Source organism: Corynebacterium sp. USCH3 (assembly GCF_037619475.1).
In the GTDB taxonomy this organism is placed as follows: Bacteria; Actinomycetota; Actinomycetes; order Mycobacteriales; family Mycobacteriaceae; genus Corynebacterium.
The window spans coordinates 14,888-29,620 of the sequence record NZ_JAQPZT010000004.1; the positions used below are offsets into that span (position 1 = coordinate 14,888).

Annotated in this window: 18 protein-coding genes; 11 read left to right on the forward strand and 7 right to left on the reverse strand. The window is 67.8% G+C overall.

Annotated features, from left to right (window positions below; all coding sequences use genetic code 11):
- Positions 1 to 2: 2 nt before the first annotated feature.
- Both PQI66_RS09180 and PQI66_RS09185 read right to left on the reverse strand, forming a co-directional pair.
- Positions 3 to 350 carry a metallopeptidase family protein gene (locus PQI66_RS09180; RefSeq protein ID WP_339997726.1) on the reverse strand — a complete coding sequence of 116 codons (348 nt, stop codon included), beginning with the start codon at positions 348 to 350 and terminating at the stop codon, positions 3 to 5.
- Entirely contained in the window at positions 347 to 1,396 is a 1,050-nt protein-coding gene (locus tag PQI66_RS09185) for a septum formation family protein (RefSeq protein ID WP_339997728.1), read from the reverse strand. Before PQI66_RS09185 ends, PQI66_RS09180 begins: the two co-directional genes overlap by 4 nt.
- A gap of 101 nt (positions 1,397 to 1,497) precedes the next feature.
- On the opposite strand from PQI66_RS09185, the gene serS reads away from it, so the two are divergent.
- The 6 genes from serS to PQI66_RS09215 all read left to right on the forward strand — a co-directional run bounded on the left by serS (position 1,498) and on the right by PQI66_RS09215 (position 6,483).
- Positions 1,498 to 2,766, forward strand: a complete 1,269-nt coding sequence (gene serS, locus PQI66_RS09190) for a serine--tRNA ligase (RefSeq protein ID WP_339997729.1) — start codon at positions 1,498 to 1,500, stop codon at positions 2,764 to 2,766.
- Between the two features lie 54 nt (positions 2,767 to 2,820).
- Positions 2,821 to 3,732: a lysophospholipid acyltransferase family protein gene (locus PQI66_RS09195; RefSeq protein ID WP_339997730.1), complete on the forward strand. Its 912-nt coding sequence runs from the start codon at positions 2,821 to 2,823 to the stop codon at positions 3,730 to 3,732.
- The gene (locus PQI66_RS09200; protein ID WP_339997732.1) at positions 3,733 to 4,596 is read left to right on the forward strand and encodes an HAD family hydrolase; all 864 of its coding nucleotides are present in this window, start codon (positions 3,733 to 3,735) and stop codon (positions 4,594 to 4,596) included.
- Between the two features lie 127 nt (positions 4,597 to 4,723).
- Positions 4,724 to 5,149: a YbjN domain-containing protein gene (locus tag PQI66_RS09205; RefSeq protein WP_339997733.1), complete on the forward strand. Its 426-nt coding sequence runs from the start codon at positions 4,724 to 4,726 to the stop codon at positions 5,147 to 5,149.
- Between the two features lie 115 nt (positions 5,150 to 5,264).
- Positions 5,265 to 6,017 (forward strand): 3-oxoacyl-ACP reductase FabG, encoded by a 753-nt coding sequence (gene fabG / locus PQI66_RS09210; protein ID WP_339997734.1) that lies wholly within the window; start codon positions 5,265 to 5,267, stop codon positions 6,015 to 6,017.
- Between the two features lie 13 nt (positions 6,018 to 6,030).
- The gene (locus PQI66_RS09215; RefSeq protein ID WP_339997735.1) at positions 6,031 to 6,483 is read left to right on the forward strand and encodes a MaoC family dehydratase; all 453 of its coding nucleotides are present in this window, start codon (positions 6,031 to 6,033) and stop codon (positions 6,481 to 6,483) included.
- 5 nt (positions 6,484 to 6,488) lie between these two features.
- Here the strand turns inward: PQI66_RS09215 and PQI66_RS09220 are convergent, their stop codons facing one another.
- Positions 6,489 to 7,526 carry a zinc-binding alcohol dehydrogenase family protein gene (locus PQI66_RS09220; RefSeq protein ID WP_339997736.1) on the reverse strand — a complete coding sequence of 346 codons (1,038 nt, stop codon included), beginning with the start codon at positions 7,524 to 7,526 and terminating at the stop codon, positions 6,489 to 6,491.
- A gap of 70 nt (positions 7,527 to 7,596) precedes the next feature.
- Between PQI66_RS09220 and glf the strand changes: the two genes are divergently transcribed.
- On the forward strand, positions 7,597 to 8,778 hold the full coding sequence (gene glf, locus PQI66_RS09225; RefSeq protein ID WP_339997738.1) for a UDP-galactopyranose mutase: 1,182 nt from the start codon (positions 7,597 to 7,599) through the stop codon (positions 8,776 to 8,778).
- A 151-nt stretch (positions 8,779 to 8,929) separates the two neighbouring features.
- On the opposite strand, the gene PQI66_RS09230 is transcribed toward glf, so the two are convergent.
- The 4 genes from PQI66_RS09230 to PQI66_RS09245 all read right to left on the reverse strand — a co-directional run bounded on the left by PQI66_RS09230 (position 8,930) and on the right by PQI66_RS09245 (position 12,473).
- Complete coding sequence (locus PQI66_RS09230; RefSeq protein ID WP_339997740.1) at positions 8,930 to 9,592, reverse strand: hypothetical protein; 663 nt, start codon at positions 9,590 to 9,592, stop codon at positions 8,930 to 8,932.
- Between the two features lie 56 nt (positions 9,593 to 9,648).
- Positions 9,649 to 10,968 carry a sensor histidine kinase gene (locus PQI66_RS09235; protein WP_339997741.1) on the reverse strand — a complete coding sequence of 440 codons (1,320 nt, stop codon included), beginning with the start codon at positions 10,966 to 10,968 and terminating at the stop codon, positions 9,649 to 9,651.
- Between the two features lie 3 nt (positions 10,969 to 10,971).
- Complete coding sequence (locus PQI66_RS09240) at positions 10,972 to 11,649, reverse strand: response regulator transcription factor (protein WP_339997742.1); 678 nt, start codon at positions 11,647 to 11,649, stop codon at positions 10,972 to 10,974.
- Between the two features lie 200 nt (positions 11,650 to 11,849).
- The gene (locus PQI66_RS09245) at positions 11,850 to 12,473 is read right to left on the reverse strand and encodes a TetR/AcrR family transcriptional regulator (protein ID WP_339997744.1); all 624 of its coding nucleotides are present in this window, start codon (positions 12,471 to 12,473) and stop codon (positions 11,850 to 11,852) included.
- 111 nt (positions 12,474 to 12,584) lie between these two features.
- Between PQI66_RS09245 and PQI66_RS09250 the strand changes: the two genes are divergently transcribed.
- The 4 genes from PQI66_RS09250 to PQI66_RS15435 are packed head-to-tail and all read left to right on the forward strand — an operon-like array spanning position 12,585 to position 14,696.
- Positions 12,585 to 13,400, forward strand: a complete 816-nt coding sequence (locus tag PQI66_RS09250) for an alpha/beta fold hydrolase (protein WP_339997745.1) — start codon at positions 12,585 to 12,587, stop codon at positions 13,398 to 13,400.
- Complete coding sequence (locus PQI66_RS09255; RefSeq protein ID WP_339997746.1) at positions 13,397 to 13,954, forward strand: dihydrofolate reductase family protein; 558 nt, start codon at positions 13,397 to 13,399, stop codon at positions 13,952 to 13,954. Before PQI66_RS09250 ends, PQI66_RS09255 begins: the two co-directional genes overlap by 4 nt.
- A gap of 56 nt (positions 13,955 to 14,010) precedes the next feature.
- Positions 14,011 to 14,298 (forward strand): DUF4287 domain-containing protein, encoded by a 288-nt coding sequence (locus tag PQI66_RS09260; RefSeq protein ID WP_339997749.1) that lies wholly within the window; start codon positions 14,011 to 14,013, stop codon positions 14,296 to 14,298.
- 17 nt (positions 14,299 to 14,315) lie between these two features.
- Positions 14,316 to 14,696: a cupin domain-containing protein gene (locus tag PQI66_RS15435; protein WP_445228021.1), complete on the forward strand. Its 381-nt coding sequence runs from the start codon at positions 14,316 to 14,318 to the stop codon at positions 14,694 to 14,696.
- Positions 14,697 to 14,733: the final 37 nt, after the last annotated feature.

The following is a 14,733-nucleotide window of genomic DNA, read 5'->3' on the forward strand; positions in this document are numbered from 1 at the left end:
ATCTAACCCCAGCCGAGTTCGTGCAGGCGGTCGTCGTCGATGCCGAAGTGGTGCCCGATCTCGTGGACCACGGTGACGGCCACCTCGTCGACGAGCTGCTCGTGGGTGGAGCAGTAGTCGCAGAGCGCGTCCTTGTAGATGCTGATCTTGTCGGGGAGGAAGGTCGGCCACTCCACGGAGCGTTCCGTCAACGCGACACCGTGGTAGAGCCCGAGGATCGACGGTTCCTCCTCGTTGCGGTCCTCCACCACGATGGCGACGTTGTCGAGTGCATCGAGCAGCTGTCGTGGGATCAGGCGGAGACCGCGGTCGACGAGGTCCTCGAAGTCGTCGTCACTGACCTCGATCACGGTGCCTCGTTACCGGAGTCGCTGTTGCGGCGCGGGTTGCGCTCGGGCTGCTCGGCGGGCGGGTTGCCGTCGATGGTGAAGTCACCGCGCACGTCACCCTGCAGGTCGGCGAAGCCGCCACCCTCCCGGGCCTTCGTCAACGCACAGTTCACGGTGCGCGATCCGGCGTTCCAGGATTCCTGCGGCAGGGTGGTCCAGAAGGGGGTCAGGGTGGACTGGTAGAGCTTCTCGTCGTCCCCGCCGCCGAGGAACTCGATGGCTGCGGCGGTGCACACGGCGTCGAGGTGGTCGTTCTGCTGCTCGAGTGTCGGCCATGCGCCGTCGAAGGTGTCCCCGAGGTTCTCCACGGAGGTCACCTGCCAGGAGTACGGACGGTCGCAGTCGGTGACGTTGACCGCGTCGCCCTGGGCGCGCATGCAGGTCTCCGCCGGCTCGGCGGGGGACTGGTCGGTGTCCGCGGCACGTCCGGTGGCTTCGGCGTACACGCCGTCGGCCTCGGGGACCGCCACCCCGCACAGCATGGTGCGGTCACCGCCGTCCCACGCGGCCTCCGGCGGCAGGATCGGGACGATGGAGTACCGGCCCTGCGGGTCAAGTCGTCCGTCGAGGTAGGTACGGGTCGGTCCCTCGCACAGCTCGGAGGTCAGCTGACCCTGGCGCTCCAGGTCGGGCTGCGGGGCGTCCGGGCCGAACTCGCTGGTCGGGTACTGTGCGAGGTCCTCGCGGGTGGAGACCTCGAAGCGGTGCGGTGAGGCGCAGTCGACGACGGCGAAGTCGGTGGCGATGTCGCCGTCCTGTGACCAGTTCACGCAGTCGGCGGTGTCGGCGTCGGTGAAGGCGACGAGCTCCGGCGCCTCCTCGGTGCGGTCCACACCGCGTTGGGCGACCACGGACGCCCCCTGGGGAGCGAAGTACTCGTAGGCACCGGCACCCACCGCTCCTGCGAGGGCCGCGGTGAGCAGCACGGTGACCGTCCTGCGGCGGCCTTTACGGGGACGTGCGTCGGCAGGACGGTCGGCGGTGGAGGACGGGGTGCTGGACGGCATAACACGCATTCTTTCACGGGGACCGGACATCACTGGAAATCTTCGGGCAGTGCCGGACAGCGCTGCACACGGTGGAATCCACTGTAGCTAAACTACGGGGCATGATTGATCTCAAGTTCCTGCGGGAGAACCCTGACGTCGTCCGTGAATCCCAGCGCACCCGTGGCGAGGACCCGGCGCTCGTCGACCGGCTCCTGGAGGCGGACCAGCGTCGCCGTGAGGCCATCGCCGCCGCCGACACCGCGCGGGCGGAGCAGAAGGCCTTCTCCAAGTCGATGGGGAAGTCCATGAAGGACGCCACCGACGAGGAGCGGACCGCGCTGCGGGCCGAGGGGAAGACCCGCTCCGCCGCGGTGAAGGAACTTGAGGACGCGCAGGCCGCCGCCGAGGCGGACGTGCAGGACCTGCAGATGCGGCTGTCGAATGTCGTCACCGGCGCCCCGGCGGGCGGGGAGGACGACTTCGTCGTGCTGGAGCACGTCGGGGAGCCCCGTGAGTTCGACTTCGAGCCGAAGGACCACCTCGAACTCGGTGAGTCGCTCGGGCTGATCGACATGGAACGCGGCGCGAAGGTGTCCGGCGCACGCTTCTACTTCCTCACCGGCGACGGCGCCCTGCTCCAGCTCGGCATGCTCAGCCTCGCGGCCCAGAAGGCGCGTGACCACGGTTTCCAGCTGATGATCCCGCCGGTGCTGGTGCGTCCGGAGATCATGGCCGGCACCGGGTTCCTCGGTGCGCACGCCGACGAGATCTACCGGCTCGAGGCCGACGACATGTTCCTCGTCGGCACCTCCGAGGTGGCGCTGGCCGGGTACCACAAGGACGAGATCATCGACCTGTCGGACGGCCCGGCCCGCTACGCCGGCTGGTCGTCCTGCTTCCGCCGGGAGGCCGGCTCCTACGGCAAGGACACCCGCGGCATCCTGCGCGTCCACCAGTTCGACAAGGTCGAGATGTTCGTCTACTGCCGCCCGGAGGACGCCGAGGCACAGCACCAGGAACTCCTGGCGATGGAGAAGGACATGCTCGCCGCCGTGCAGGTCCCCTACCGTGTGATCGACGTCGCCGGCGGAGACCTCGGTTCGTCGGCCTCCCGCAAGTTCGACACGGAGGCCTGGGTGCCCACCCAGGGCACCTACCGGGAGCTGACGTCCACGTCGAACTGCACCACTTTCCAGGCGCGGCGGCTCAAGACCCGCTACCGTGATGAGGAAGGCAAGGCACAGATCGCGGCGACGCTCAACGGCACCCTGGCCACCACCCGGTGGCTCGTCGCGATCCTGGAGAACAACCAGCAGGCCGACGGCTCGGTCGTCGTACCCGAGGCGCTGCGCCCGTTCGTGGGCAAGGACGTCCTCACCCCGAGGTAGGTGCCTGCAGACCCGCACCAGACCCCGCAACCAACCAAGGAGACGTAGCACGGCATGTGGATCCCCAAAGGCTTCGAGATTCCCACCGGTGTGCCGGATGTCCCGGCACACCCCGAGTCGAAGGAGTTGTTCTACGGCCGGATCATCATCCCCTTCGCCAAGGCGTGGATGCGCTACGTCCAGCGTCTGGACGTCGAGATCTACCATCCTGAGCGCCTGCCCACCGACGGCGGCGCGGTGCTGGCGGTGAACCACACGGGCTACTGGGACTTCGTGTTCGGCGGTATCCCCTCCGCGGTCAACGGCGGGCGGCTGGTGCGTTTCATGGCGAAGAAGGAGATCTGGGACAACCCGGTCGCCGGGCCGGCGATGTCGGGGTGCCACCACATCCCCGTCGACCGTGCCGACGGCGGCGCGTCCGTGCGGGAGGCGACCCGTCGGGCGTCCGGCGGGGAGCTCATCGGCATCTTCCCGGAGGCGACCATCTCCCGCTCCTTCGAGATCAAGGAGTTCAAGGACGGTGCCGCACGCATCGCGCAGGATGCCGGAGTCCCGCTGATCCCCGTGGTCCTGTGGGGTTCGCAGCGGATCTGGACCAAGGGGCGCAAGCCGATCTGGCGTCCGAAGAACGCCTCCCTGATCATCTCGGTGGGCGAGCCGGTGGACCTCAGCGGGACGCCGAGGGAGGCCACGGAGCGGCTCCACGAGGCCATGACGTCCATCCTCGACACCTCACGGGCCCGCTACGCCGACGCCTTCGGCCCGTTCCCCGACGGGGAGTACTGGATGCCTGCCTCACTGGGCGGGTCCGCCCCGTCGCTGGAGGAGGCGACGACGAAGGACCGTGAGGACGCGGCGAAGCGCAAGGAGGACCGCATCCGCCAGGACGCGGAGAAGGCGGCCGGCGTGGCTCCCGGCACGAAGAAGTCCCTGATCGGACGCCTGCGTGGGAAGCTGGGACGCTAGGTGACCCCTCCGGCCCCCACCCTGGTCGTCAGTGACCTGGACGGCACGCTCGTCACCTCCGCGGAGCGGGTGTCGCCGCGGGCCTGTGCGGTCATCAACCGTCTGGTGGCGGCCGGGGTGACGTTCATCCCGGCCTCGGGCCGTCCGGCCCGCTGGATGTTGCCGGTCATCGACCAGCTGGGGCTGCGGCCGATGTGCGTGTGCGCCAACGGGGCGGTGGTCTACGATTCGGCGTCCGACCGGATCACCTACGCCGCCGAGTTGCCGACGGATGTCCTGGCCCGGGTCACCGCCACGATCTCGGAGGCGACGCGTCCGTGGTTGCGTGGCCGTGGACTGGCCCCGGTGACCTTCGCCGTGGAGCGCGCCGGACGCAGCGCCTTCGACCGCGCCGACGAACTGTTCGCCGTGCAGCCCGAGTACCCGCATGCCTGGGACACCGACGAGCATTCGGTGGAACCCCTGGACGCCCTCTGCGCGGTGCCGGCGGTGAAGCTGCTGGTACGCCACGAGGCCATGGAGAGTGCCGACCTGTTCGATCTGGTCAATCCGGTGGTCGATCCGGCCGAGGCGCATGTGACCTGGTCATTCAGTGGGGGACTGCTGGAGATCAACCTGCCGGGGGTCTCGAAGCTCTCCGGGGTGGCGCACGCGTTGGGGGGAGACGGGGCGGACGTCCCCGCGGTGGACCCGTCCCGCGTCATCGCCTTCGGGGACATGCCCAACGACGTGGCGATGCTGCGCTGGGCGGGAACGGGCGTGGCGATGGGCAACGCCGTCGACGAGGTGACGGCGATCGCCGACCACCGCACGTCCTCGAATGACGAGGACGGCGTCGCCGAGGTCCTGGAGCAGTGGTTCTGACAGTTCGGACGCAGGGGTCGGACGCAGGGTTCGAACGCGCGGTGCGAACGCGTCAGTGCGGTGTCCGTCGGGGCGGGTAGAACATGGATGACCATCTCAGCGTCCGGCCCCAGAGGAGCACACCACCATGAATGATCTTGACCGCATCTCCGACTCCGTCCCGGTTGCCGTTCTTGAGCCCCTGTCCCGTCGGCGTGTGATGGAGACGTTGGAGCGGCTCGGCCTGGCCTACCGGGTCGACCGGGACACGGAGGTCAGCGCGGAATGGGACCATGCCACGTACTGGTTCTCCATCGCGGGGGAGGCCAGCAACGTCCTGTCGGTCACCGGCTACTGGAGGGGATGGCTTCCCGCCGAGTACCGTGACGAACTGCCGAAAGCCCATCTTGGGGTTGACGGCGACGAGGACCAGCACATCCTGGTCGAGCACGCGGTGGGCTACGAGTTCGGTGTCACCGACGAGCAGCTCTACCAGCACATCGGGATGACGGTGCACCCGGGCAACCTCTTCTTCGCGGAGATGAGCGAGACCTACCCGGGCGGGGTCGGCTGACCGCCGCTGGGGAGTCAGGCGTGGACGTCTCGTCGATTCAGTGTCCACGCCGAGATGATTCTTAGTAGTATCCGTGGTGAACGCCACAACAGCCACCACACCACAGGGAGTCCACATGTCTCAACGAACCGCTATCGTCACCGGCGCCGCCCGCGGCATCGGTGCGGAGGTCGCAGCACGGTTGGCCGGGGACGGCCTGGCCGTGGCCGTGCTCGACCTCGACGAGGGAGCGTGCCAGGACGTCGTCGACCGCATCACCGCCGCCGGGGGCAGGGCTCTCGCCGTCGGTGCCGACGTCTCCGACGAGGCAGCGGTCCAGACCGCCGTCGACCGCGTCGCGGAGGAACTCGGCACCCCCACCGTCCTGGTGAACAACGCCGGTATCATCCGCGACAACCTGCTGTTCAAGATGACGACGGACGACTGGGACGCGGTGATGTCCGTCCACCTGCGCGGCGCGTTCCTCATGTCCCGCGCTGTGCAGGCCCACCAGACCAGGGAGGGGTGGGGGCGCATCATCAACCTGTCGTCGACCTCGGCACTGGGCAACCGCGGCCAGGTCAACTACTCGGCGGCCAAGGCCGGCATGCAGGGGTTCACCAAGACCCTCGCCATCGAGCTCGGCAAGTTCGGGGTCACCGCGAACGCCATCGCGCCCGGCTTCATCGCCACCGAGATGACCCAGGCGACCGCGGAGCGGATGGGTGTGAGCTTCGAGGACTTCACGGACGCCGTCGCCAAGGAGGTTCCCGTGCAGCGTGCCGGTGTTCCGGACGACATCGCCCATGCCGTCAGTTTCTTCGCCAGCGAGGGGGCCGGGTACGTCTCGGGCCAGGTGTTGTACGTCGCCGGCGGACCGAAGGACTAGGGGGCGCGGGACGATGCGGGTACTCGACGGACGTGAGGAACTGCAGGCAGCCGTCGGTGAACACCTCGGCTACAGCGACTGGCTCGAGATCGACCAGGAACGGATCAACCAGTTCGCCGACGCCACCGGAGACCACCAGTGGATCCATGTCGACGCCGAACGCGCCAGGTCCGGCCCGTTCGGCACGACCATTGCGCACGGCTACCTCACCCTGTCCCTGGTGTCGACGCTGGTGTGGCAGGTCTACACCGTCAAGGGAACCACCATGGGGGTGAACTACGGGACCGAGAAGGTCCGCTTCCCCGCGCCGCTGCCGGTGAATTCGCGGATCCGGGCCGGCGTCGAACTCGTCTCAGTCGAGCCCGGTGGCGGCGGACAGCGGGTCGTGACCCGGGTGACGATCGACCGTGAGGGAGGGGACCGACCGGTGTGCGTCGCGGACGTCGTCGCCGTGCTGGTGTTCTGAGCGGATCAGATCCGCACCACGATCTTGCCGGTGACGTGCCCACGCTCCAGCTCGCTGTGGGCCTCGGCGAGGGTCGCGGCGTTCATGCCGATCATCGTCTCGCCGACGGTGGGGATCAGGCGGCCGTCGTCGACCATCCCGGCGATGCGGTCGAGGATCACGCCCTGTTCATCGACGTCCTCGGTGTCGAAGACGGTCCGGGTGAACATGGACTCCCAGTGGATCGAGATCGACTTCTGCTTGAACGGCGCGATCTGGAAATCCTCCGGGTCGTCGATGAGGCACAGGCGCGACTGCGGCGTCATGATCTCGGCCAACTCCTCGGCGTGGCCGGAGGAGTTCGAGGTGAAGACCAGGTCGATGCCGTCCGGCTCCAGGTCCAGGACCTGGGACGCCAGGTCACGGCGGTGGTCGACGACCTCGTGTGCGCCCATCTCGACGACCCAGTCGCGGGACTCCTCACGCGACGCGGTGGCGATCACGGTGAGCCCCGTGAGCGCGCGGGCCAGCTGGATCATCACGCTGGGCACCCCGCCGGCACCGCCGAGGACGAGCAGCGAACCGTTCGAGTCGATCGACGCGCCGAGCCGCTCGAAGAGCGCCTCCCAGGCTGTCAACGCGGTGAGGGGGAGGGAGGCGGCCTCCGTCGCCGAACACGTCGTGGGACGGTGGCCGACGATGCGCTCGTCGACGGCGTGGAAACGGGCGTTCGTGCCGTTGCGCAGCTGGCTTCCGGCGTAGAAGACCCGGTCGCCGATCCCGAACCGTTCGACGTCCCCGCCGACCTTGCGGACGACGCCCGCGGCGTCGTACCCGAGCACCGGCTGTTCGCCGCGTGCGAGGGCGTCGCCGGAGCGGCGCCGCATCTTCGTGTCGATCGGGTTCACCGACACCGCCTGGATCTCGACGAGGAGGTCACGCGGGCCGATCTCCGGCAGGGGGACGGTCACGTCGGTCAGGCACCGGGGGTCATCCACGGGAAACTCACCGGTGACGGCGACGGCCGGCATGGTCGTGGGCAGCTCGATTGCACGGGAACTCATGGCGTCCCATAGTAGGGCCACCGGCATGGCACCGCACCCGGGCAGGCCACGGCCTGTATCGTTACCGTCCATGAGTGACAACAGTGACCAGAGCGCCTACGACCTGATCGTCGTCGGCAGCGGATTCTTCGGGCTCACCGTCGCCGAGCGCGCCGCCAGCCAGCTGGACAAGAAGGTGCTCGTGCTCGAGCGTCGCAGCCACCTCGGCGGCAACGCCTACTCCGAGGCCGAGCCGGAGACCGGTATCGAGATCCACAAGTACGGGGCCCACCTGTTCCACACCTCCAACAAGAAGGTCTGGGACTACGTCAACGAGTTCACCGACTTCACCGACTACCAGCACCGCGTGTTCGCCATGCACGACGGAACCGCCTACCAGTTCCCCATGGGCCTGGGCCTGATCAACCAGTTCTTCGGCAAGTACTACAGCCCGGACGAGGCCCGCGCACTGATCAAGGAGCAGACCGACGGGCTCAACCCGGAGGACGCCGCCAACCTCGAGGAGAAGGGCATCTCCCTGATCGGGCGGCCGCTCTACGAGGCCTTCGTCCGCGACTACACCGCCAAGCAGTGGCAGACCGACCCGAAGGAACTCCCGGCGGCGAACATCTCACGCCTGCCGGTGCGCTACACCTTCAACAACCGGTACTTCAACGACACCTACGAAGGCCTGCCCGTCGAGGGCTACACCGCGTGGCTGGAGAACATGGCGAAGAACGCCAACATCGAGGTCCGCCTCGACACCGACTGGTTCGACGTCCGCGAAGAGCTGCGCGCGGCCAACCCGGGCGCCCCGGTCGTCTACACCGGCCCGCTGGACCTCTACTTCGACTACTCCGAGGGCCACCTGGGGTGGCGCACCCTCGACTTCGAGACCGAGGTCCTGGAGACCGGTGACTTCCAGGGCACCCCGGTGATGAACTACAACGACGCGGACGTCCCCTACACCCGCATCCACGAGTTCCGTCACTTCCACCCGGAGCGCAAGAACTACCCGGACGACAAGACCGTGATCATGAAGGAGTTCAGCCGTTTCGCCGAAGGTGAGGACGAGCCGTACTACCCGATCAACACTCCCGAGGACCGCGAGAAGCTGCTGCGCTACCGTGAACTCGCCGAGGCGGAGACCACCGACAACAAGGTCTTCTTCGGCGGGCGCCTGGGCACCTACCAGTACCTGGACATGCACATGGCCATCGGCTCCGCGCTGAGCATGTTCGACAACAAGGTCTCCCCGCTGCTGGAGGGGTAGAGGTAACGGGGGCGGGGAACTCCTGAGGAGCGTCCCCCGAAGAACCTCACCGGGTTCTCCCCCGGAAAAGGCACCGTCCTGTGCCCGCGGATCAGCGATATCGCGTGCACAGGACGGTGCCCATTTCAGATGTGAGGTGGGTGCCTGTCGCTCAGTCGTCGAGGTCGGTGGCCACCACGGAGAAGTCGTCGGCCAGGTCGACGTCGACCTCGCGTCCGTCCTGCCCCTGGACGCTGACCTCGTAGGTCACACCCCGGTCGTCGGAGGCGGACACGGAGTCCACGGTGCCGTCGCTGACACCGGCGTCGGCAGCCGCTGCCACGGCCGCGTCGACGGCATCGTCGAGCGCGTCCAGGTCGAGGACCGGATCCTGCTGGTCGGACGGGTCAGGCCCCTCGGTCTCGATGCGCATGGCACCGTCGGCGGCGACATGGACCTCCGCTGACCCGCCGTCGTCGAGTTCGACCTCGACCTCGTGACCGGCGCCCTCGACGTCGACGGAACTGGCACCGGTGCCGCCCGCTTCGGCGATCGCCTGCTCAGCGGCGTCCCGGAATGAGGCGGCGTCGGTCCCGGCGGTGGCCGGTGCGCCGTCGTTGTCAGCCCGGTTCTCGGCGGCGACGGTACGCACGCTGTCGTTGCCGTCATCGTCGGAGTTCTCCGAGACCCCGTAGGCGACACCGCCGGCGAGGAGCAGTGCGGCGACCGCGCCGGCTCCGACGGCCAGGCCCTTACGTTTCCGCCGTGGCGTTGTGGTTGATTCAGTGGTTTCCGTGTGTGCTGTGTTTCCTGTGTTTCCTGTGTTTTCGGACATGCACCCACTATGACCGGCAGGTACTGAACCCTTTCTGAAACTTGCTGAAAGGGTCTTTATCTCGGCAGGGTGAGGGTGAAGACCGCGCCTCCGCGCGTCGCGTCCTCTGTGCTCTCACCCACGGTGACCTGCCCGTGGTGGGCCTGGACGATCTCCTTGACGATGGCGAGTCCGAGACCGCTGCCTCCCGCGTCGCGGGCGCGTCCCTCGTCCAGGCGGGCGAACCTGTCGAAGATGCGCTCCCTGTCATCCTCGGGAACGCCGGCGCCGTCGTCCGTGACCGTCAGTACGACAGCCGAACGTGTGTGGTCGGCCGGTCGGAGACCAAGAACGACGCGCGACTCCGCATGGCGGGCGGCATTGTCGACGAGGTTGCGCACCGCCCGGCCAAGCAGTCGGGGACTCCCCTCCACCTGGGCCGCGTCCACACCGGAGGTGTCCACGGTGAGCGCACTGATCCGCCCCAGCCGGACCGCTTCCGCCAGCAGCAGGTCGTCGAGGTCCACCAGTTCCGTGGGGGGACGGTGGTTCTCGTCGAGCCGCGCCAACAGCAGCAGGCCCTCCACCAGGTTCTGCATCCGGTCCCCCTCGTCGATGACCACCTCGCTGAGTTCGTGCAGGGACGTGGCATCCGGGTAGGACGCCCCCAGTTCGGCGTGCTGGCGCATGGTCGCCAACGGTGACCGGAGTTCGTGGGAGGCGTCGCTGATGAACCTGCGTTGCACCGCCTGGGAATGCTCGAGGCGGGCGAGCATGCGGTTCATGGTCGTCGCCAGTGCCCCGAGTTCGTCATCCCCGGCGTCCACCCGGCGGGAGAGCTCCTCGGCGGTGATGCTGTCGACCTGGCGGCGGAGCCTCTCGACCGGGCGGAGCGCGCGTCCGGTGACGATCCACACCACCGCCCCCACCAGCACGATGACGAGCGGGACGGCGACGGCCAGCAGGACCGTCGCCGCGCCGACCGTCTCGTCGACGTGCTCGGTCGTCCGGGCGACGGTGAACGTCCCGAGGTCGGTGTCCTCGGAGACCACCAGGTAGGGCTCACCGTCCACGGTGACCTGCTCTGAGCTGTCCTCAGGGGGCGTCGGGAGCTGACGCGCCTCGTCGTCGTTGACCACGGTGCCGCCGGGCCCGTCGAGCCGGACGAGCTGGTCGTCGTCGACTCCGGTGATGATGCCCTCCACCCGCGACGGGTCATTCTCGACCTGAGAACTCAGGGCGTCGAGGTCCTGCTCCGCGGATTCTTCGACGGACGCCGTGAACACGCGGCCGAGAACCAGGACGGCCACCACCGCGCTGGCGACGAGGATGAGCGCGACGATCGCCGTCGCTCCCGCCGTGACCCGCGCACGGATCGACCGTGACGCCTTACCCACGGTCTACCCACCCGTCCCGGACAGCCGGTAGCCCACGCCCCGCACCGTCTCGATGGCGTGCCGTCCGAACGGCCGGTCGACCTTGGCGCGCAGGTGCCCGATGTAGACCTCGATGATGTTGGCGTCCCCGGTGAAGGAGTCGCCCCAGATGTTGGCGATGATCTCCCGGCGGGTCACGGCCTCCCCGCGGCGGCGCAGCAGGAAGTCCAGCACCGCCATCTCGCGCGCGGTGAGCGTGATCTCCTGCTCGCCGCGGAAGACCCGCCGGGCGGCTGGATCGAGTCGCAGGTCCCCGGCCTCGAGGACGGCGGGACGTTCCCGGGCTCCGCGACGGGCGAGAGCCCGGAGGCGGGCGATGAGTACCGGGAACGAGAAGGGTTTGGTCAGCCAGTCGTCGCCACCGGTGTCGAGTCCCTCGACCTCGTCCCATTCGCCGTCCTTCGCGGTGAGGAACAGGACGGGGGTGTGGTCGCCGTCGGCGCGCAGCGCCTGGCAGACGCGGTAGCCGTTCAAGCCGGGCATCATCACGTCGAGGACGATGACGTCGTAGTCGGCGTCGGATGCCATATTGAACCCGGTGCCTCCGTCATGGGCGACGTCGACGACCATGCCCTCGGCCTCCAGGCCGCGGCGCACACCGTCGGCGAGACGTTTCTCATCATCCACCAGCAGAATCCGCATGGGCTTCAGTGTCGCACGGACAGGCTGAAGCGGTGCTGAAGGCGGGTGTGGGCCCGCGGGAGCGGAGTGCGCAGTCGGGGGATTCGAAGGGACAGTCGGTGCGCGACACCATCACTAAGGCGCTCAGGTTCCCCCGACAGGTCGACATGCTAACGGACAGTACCGGCAAGGCCGGGCCCGTCCTGATCACCGGCGTCGACTCACTCGGCGTGTTCTGCGTACGCGGAAAGGAAGACCGTCACCCCGGATTCCACGGCACGGTCGATGTCGTCACTGTCGACGGAGTTGAGGCGCCCCGTCATCATGATCCGGTTGCTCGGCACCCACAGCATGAGGCCCGCCAAGTGGTTCGCTGCCTGGGCCGTGTCGTCGATGCGCAGCAACCCTCTCACGACAAGGCCGTCCAGAACTCGCGTGATGCCCTCGAGGGTCGCCTCGAACGCTCCGCGGTAGTACGCCATGCCGAGGTCGGGGAACCGTGTCGCCTCGGCGATCACCAGACGCCGAAACCGTTGCACGCGGTGGTCGAGAATCGACTCCGCGAACTGACGCGCGAGAAGCTGAACCGCATCCCGGGCAGTGGTGCACCCCGAGACGTCGACCTCGATGATCTCGGACCGGACGCGAGTGAGGAAATCGTCCATGAGCGCGGCGAACAGGCTCTTCTTGTCGCCGAAGCGCCGGTAGATCGACTGCTTGGACGCTGCGGCAGCAGCGGCGATCTGATCCGTGGTCGCACCGGTGAAGCCTTCGAGAGAGAACACCTCCATAGCCGCATCCAGGATGCGGCGCCCCGTGGCATCGATCTCATGACTGTCCATCATGCCATCCTCTCCCAATCAGATTCGGGTCTTGACGAGTGCAGTACCGGTCAGTACTCTATCAGAGATAACAGTACCGAACGGTACCGTACACCTCAGGGATTGGACCGCCCCATGCCCACACACTTCACCACCTCCGCCGACGGCACCCGACTCGCCTATGAGACACACGGACGCGCAGATGCTCCCATCGCCCTCTGGGTGCACGGTGCCACCATGTTCCGCGCACTCCACGATGTCCCGGGCAGGGTCGCCGATCTCACCGGGCTGCGCGTCATCGACTACGACCGCCGCGGCCGCGGCGAGAGCGGCGATACCGCCCCCTACGCGCTCGAGCGCGAGATCGAGGACATCGCCGCGATCATCGAGACGCTCGGAGGGCGGGTAGCCGCACTGATAGGCGAGTCCTCCGGCGCGGTGCTGGCACTGGAAGCTGCGCGAGCGGGGGTGGCCGCCGATCGCGTGATCGCGTACGAGCCCGCGGTCGTCGTGGATGACAGTCGACCGCCTCTGCCCGGAGACTACGTGGAACGACTCGATGCCGCCGCGGCGTCCGACGATCCCGCCGAGGCGTTCCGCATCTTCTTCGTCGACGCCGTCGGCCTGCCGGAGGAGATGGCGCAGGGCGTCACGTTCGCACCGAACTGGGAGCAACTGGCCTCAGCCGCGCACACGATCCGGTACGACGGCCGCTTCATGGCCCCGCTGTCGATCGGTGACCCGGCACCGCTCGCTCGCTACGCCGAGGTCTCGGTGCCGGTGCTCGTCGGAATAGGTGCGGACACCTGGCCGTTCCTCACGGCGGCAGGCGAGGCGGTGGCCGCCGCGCTGCCCGACGCTCGCGTCGAGACCTTCCCCGGCGGAACTCACCAGACCGACCCTGCGCTCGTCGCCCCTGCTTTCTCGGCCTTCGTGCGACGTGAGTCATGAAGCGACCGATCACCGCCGAGCTGTTCACAAGTATCGACCTCGTCGTCGCAGCGCCGCAGGAGTGGCACTTTCCGTGGGTCGATGAGGCCATGCTCACCGAGATCAGCCGTGAACAGACCACCTCCACGCTACTTCTGGGGAGAACGACCTACGACGTGTTCGCATCGTCCTGGCCCGAACAGGGCGACGATGTCCCGCTCGCGGCACAGCTCAACGGCATGACCAAGGTCGTCGTCTCGGATCGCATCGCGGAGGCTGAGGCGAACTGGGGAGAGACGAGGATCCTGCGTCCACGGGGCGACCTGGCGTCAGCAATCGGCAGTCTGGACGAGTGCGGTGACGACCGCATCACCGTCGCCGGCAGCATCAGTCTGGTGGAACAGCTCCTGTCCGACGGGCTGCTGAGCGAACTGCGCCTGATCGTCCACCCCCTCGTGCTCGGCACTGGACGTCGACTCTTCGACGGGTGGGGCGCCGGACGCATAGCTTTCAGCCATGACGAATCGACCCCACTCGGCAACGGAGCCCGCCTCGACGTCTACCGACCGGCCTAGGGCCCCGTCCTCCTACCAGCCACCGTTCCCACCCCCGCGCCACCACAGGAGTCCCCATGTCAGCTCAGGCATATCTGACCACCATCGAACAGCAGACCGGCAAGACGCCCCGCCAGCTCATCGCGACCGCAGGCGAGGCCGGGTTCACCGAGGCATCCAAAGTCGGCGAGATCGTCGCCTACTTCAAGGACGAGCACGGCCTGGGCCACGGCCACGCCACTGCTCTCGCCCAGATCATCCGGAACCTCGACTCCGTTGACCTCGCCAACCCCGACCCGTCTGCGACACCGCCCGGATCCATCGGGCGGCTCTGGCTCGACGGCATAGATTCACGGCCGTTCTAACCGTGGGCCGTGCACACGTGAACCCTACCCACAGCCGAATCATCCCGGCGGACGAGATCCGCGTCTCGGGGAGTCGAACTCTGAGGTTCGAGGGTCGGGATCACGGTTCCGGTGTCAGCTTCTTCCTGGCCATCAATGACCCTGGAGGGGGTCCAAGACTACATCGCCATCCATACACGGAAACCTGGACCATTCTCGCGGGCGAAGCCACGATCCATATCGGTGATGAGGAACTCGTCGCCCGAACCGGTGACACCGCAGTCGTGCAACCCGGCGTCTGGCACGCGTTCACGAACACCGGCGACTCAGAGCTCCGTATCATGTGCATCCACGACTCGCCGGAGATGCTCCAGGAGTCGCGACCCGCGGCCCCGGCCTCGCCTGATCCCGCTTCGTGATCGAGCGCGGCACGAGTGACGCGGGTTGCTTCCGTGG

What these genes read in the sequence shown, in the direction of transcription:
- PQI66_RS09195 (WP_339997730.1), top strand. Translation starts at nt 2,821, where the DNA reads ATGTGGATCCCCAAAGGCTTCGAGATTCCCACCGGTGTGCCGGATGTC.
- PQI66_RS09205 (WP_339997733.1), top strand. Translation starts at nt 4,724, where the DNA reads ATGAATGATCTTGACCGCATCTCCGACTCCGTCCCGGTTGCCGTTCTT.
- PQI66_RS09240 (WP_339997742.1), bottom strand. Translation starts at nt 11,649, where the DNA reads ATGCGGATTCTGCTGGTGGATGATGAGAAACGTCTCGCCGACGGTGTG.
- glf (WP_339997738.1), top strand. Translation starts at nt 7,597, where the DNA reads ATGAGTGACAACAGTGACCAGAGCGCCTACGACCTGATCGTCGTCGGC.
- PQI66_RS09260 (WP_339997749.1), top strand. Translation starts at nt 14,011, where the DNA reads ATGTCAGCTCAGGCATATCTGACCACCATCGAACAGCAGACCGGCAAG.
- PQI66_RS09230 (WP_339997740.1), bottom strand. Translation starts at nt 9,592, where the DNA reads ATGTCCGAAAACACAGGAAACACAGGAAACACAGCACACACGGAAACC.
- PQI66_RS09215 (WP_339997735.1), top strand. Translation starts at nt 6,031, where the DNA reads ATGCGGGTACTCGACGGACGTGAGGAACTGCAGGCAGCCGTCGGTGAA.
- fabG (WP_339997734.1), top strand. Translation starts at nt 5,265, where the DNA reads ATGTCTCAACGAACCGCTATCGTCACCGGCGCCGCCCGCGGCATCGGT.
- PQI66_RS09245 (WP_339997744.1), bottom strand. Translation starts at nt 12,473, where the DNA reads ATGATGGACAGTCATGAGATCGATGCCACGGGGCGCCGCATCCTGGAT.
- PQI66_RS09220 (WP_339997736.1), bottom strand. Translation starts at nt 7,526, where the DNA reads ATGAGTTCCCGTGCAATCGAGCTGCCCACGACCATGCCGGCCGTCGCC.
- PQI66_RS09255 (WP_339997746.1), top strand. Translation starts at nt 13,397, where the DNA reads ATGAAGCGACCGATCACCGCCGAGCTGTTCACAAGTATCGACCTCGTC.
- PQI66_RS09250 (WP_339997745.1), top strand. Translation starts at nt 12,585, where the DNA reads ATGCCCACACACTTCACCACCTCCGCCGACGGCACCCGACTCGCCTAT.
- PQI66_RS09185 (WP_339997728.1), bottom strand. Translation starts at nt 1,396, where the DNA reads ATGCCGTCCAGCACCCCGTCCTCCACCGCCGACCGTCCTGCCGACGCA.
- serS (WP_339997729.1), top strand. Translation starts at nt 1,498, where the DNA reads ATGATTGATCTCAAGTTCCTGCGGGAGAACCCTGACGTCGTCCGTGAA.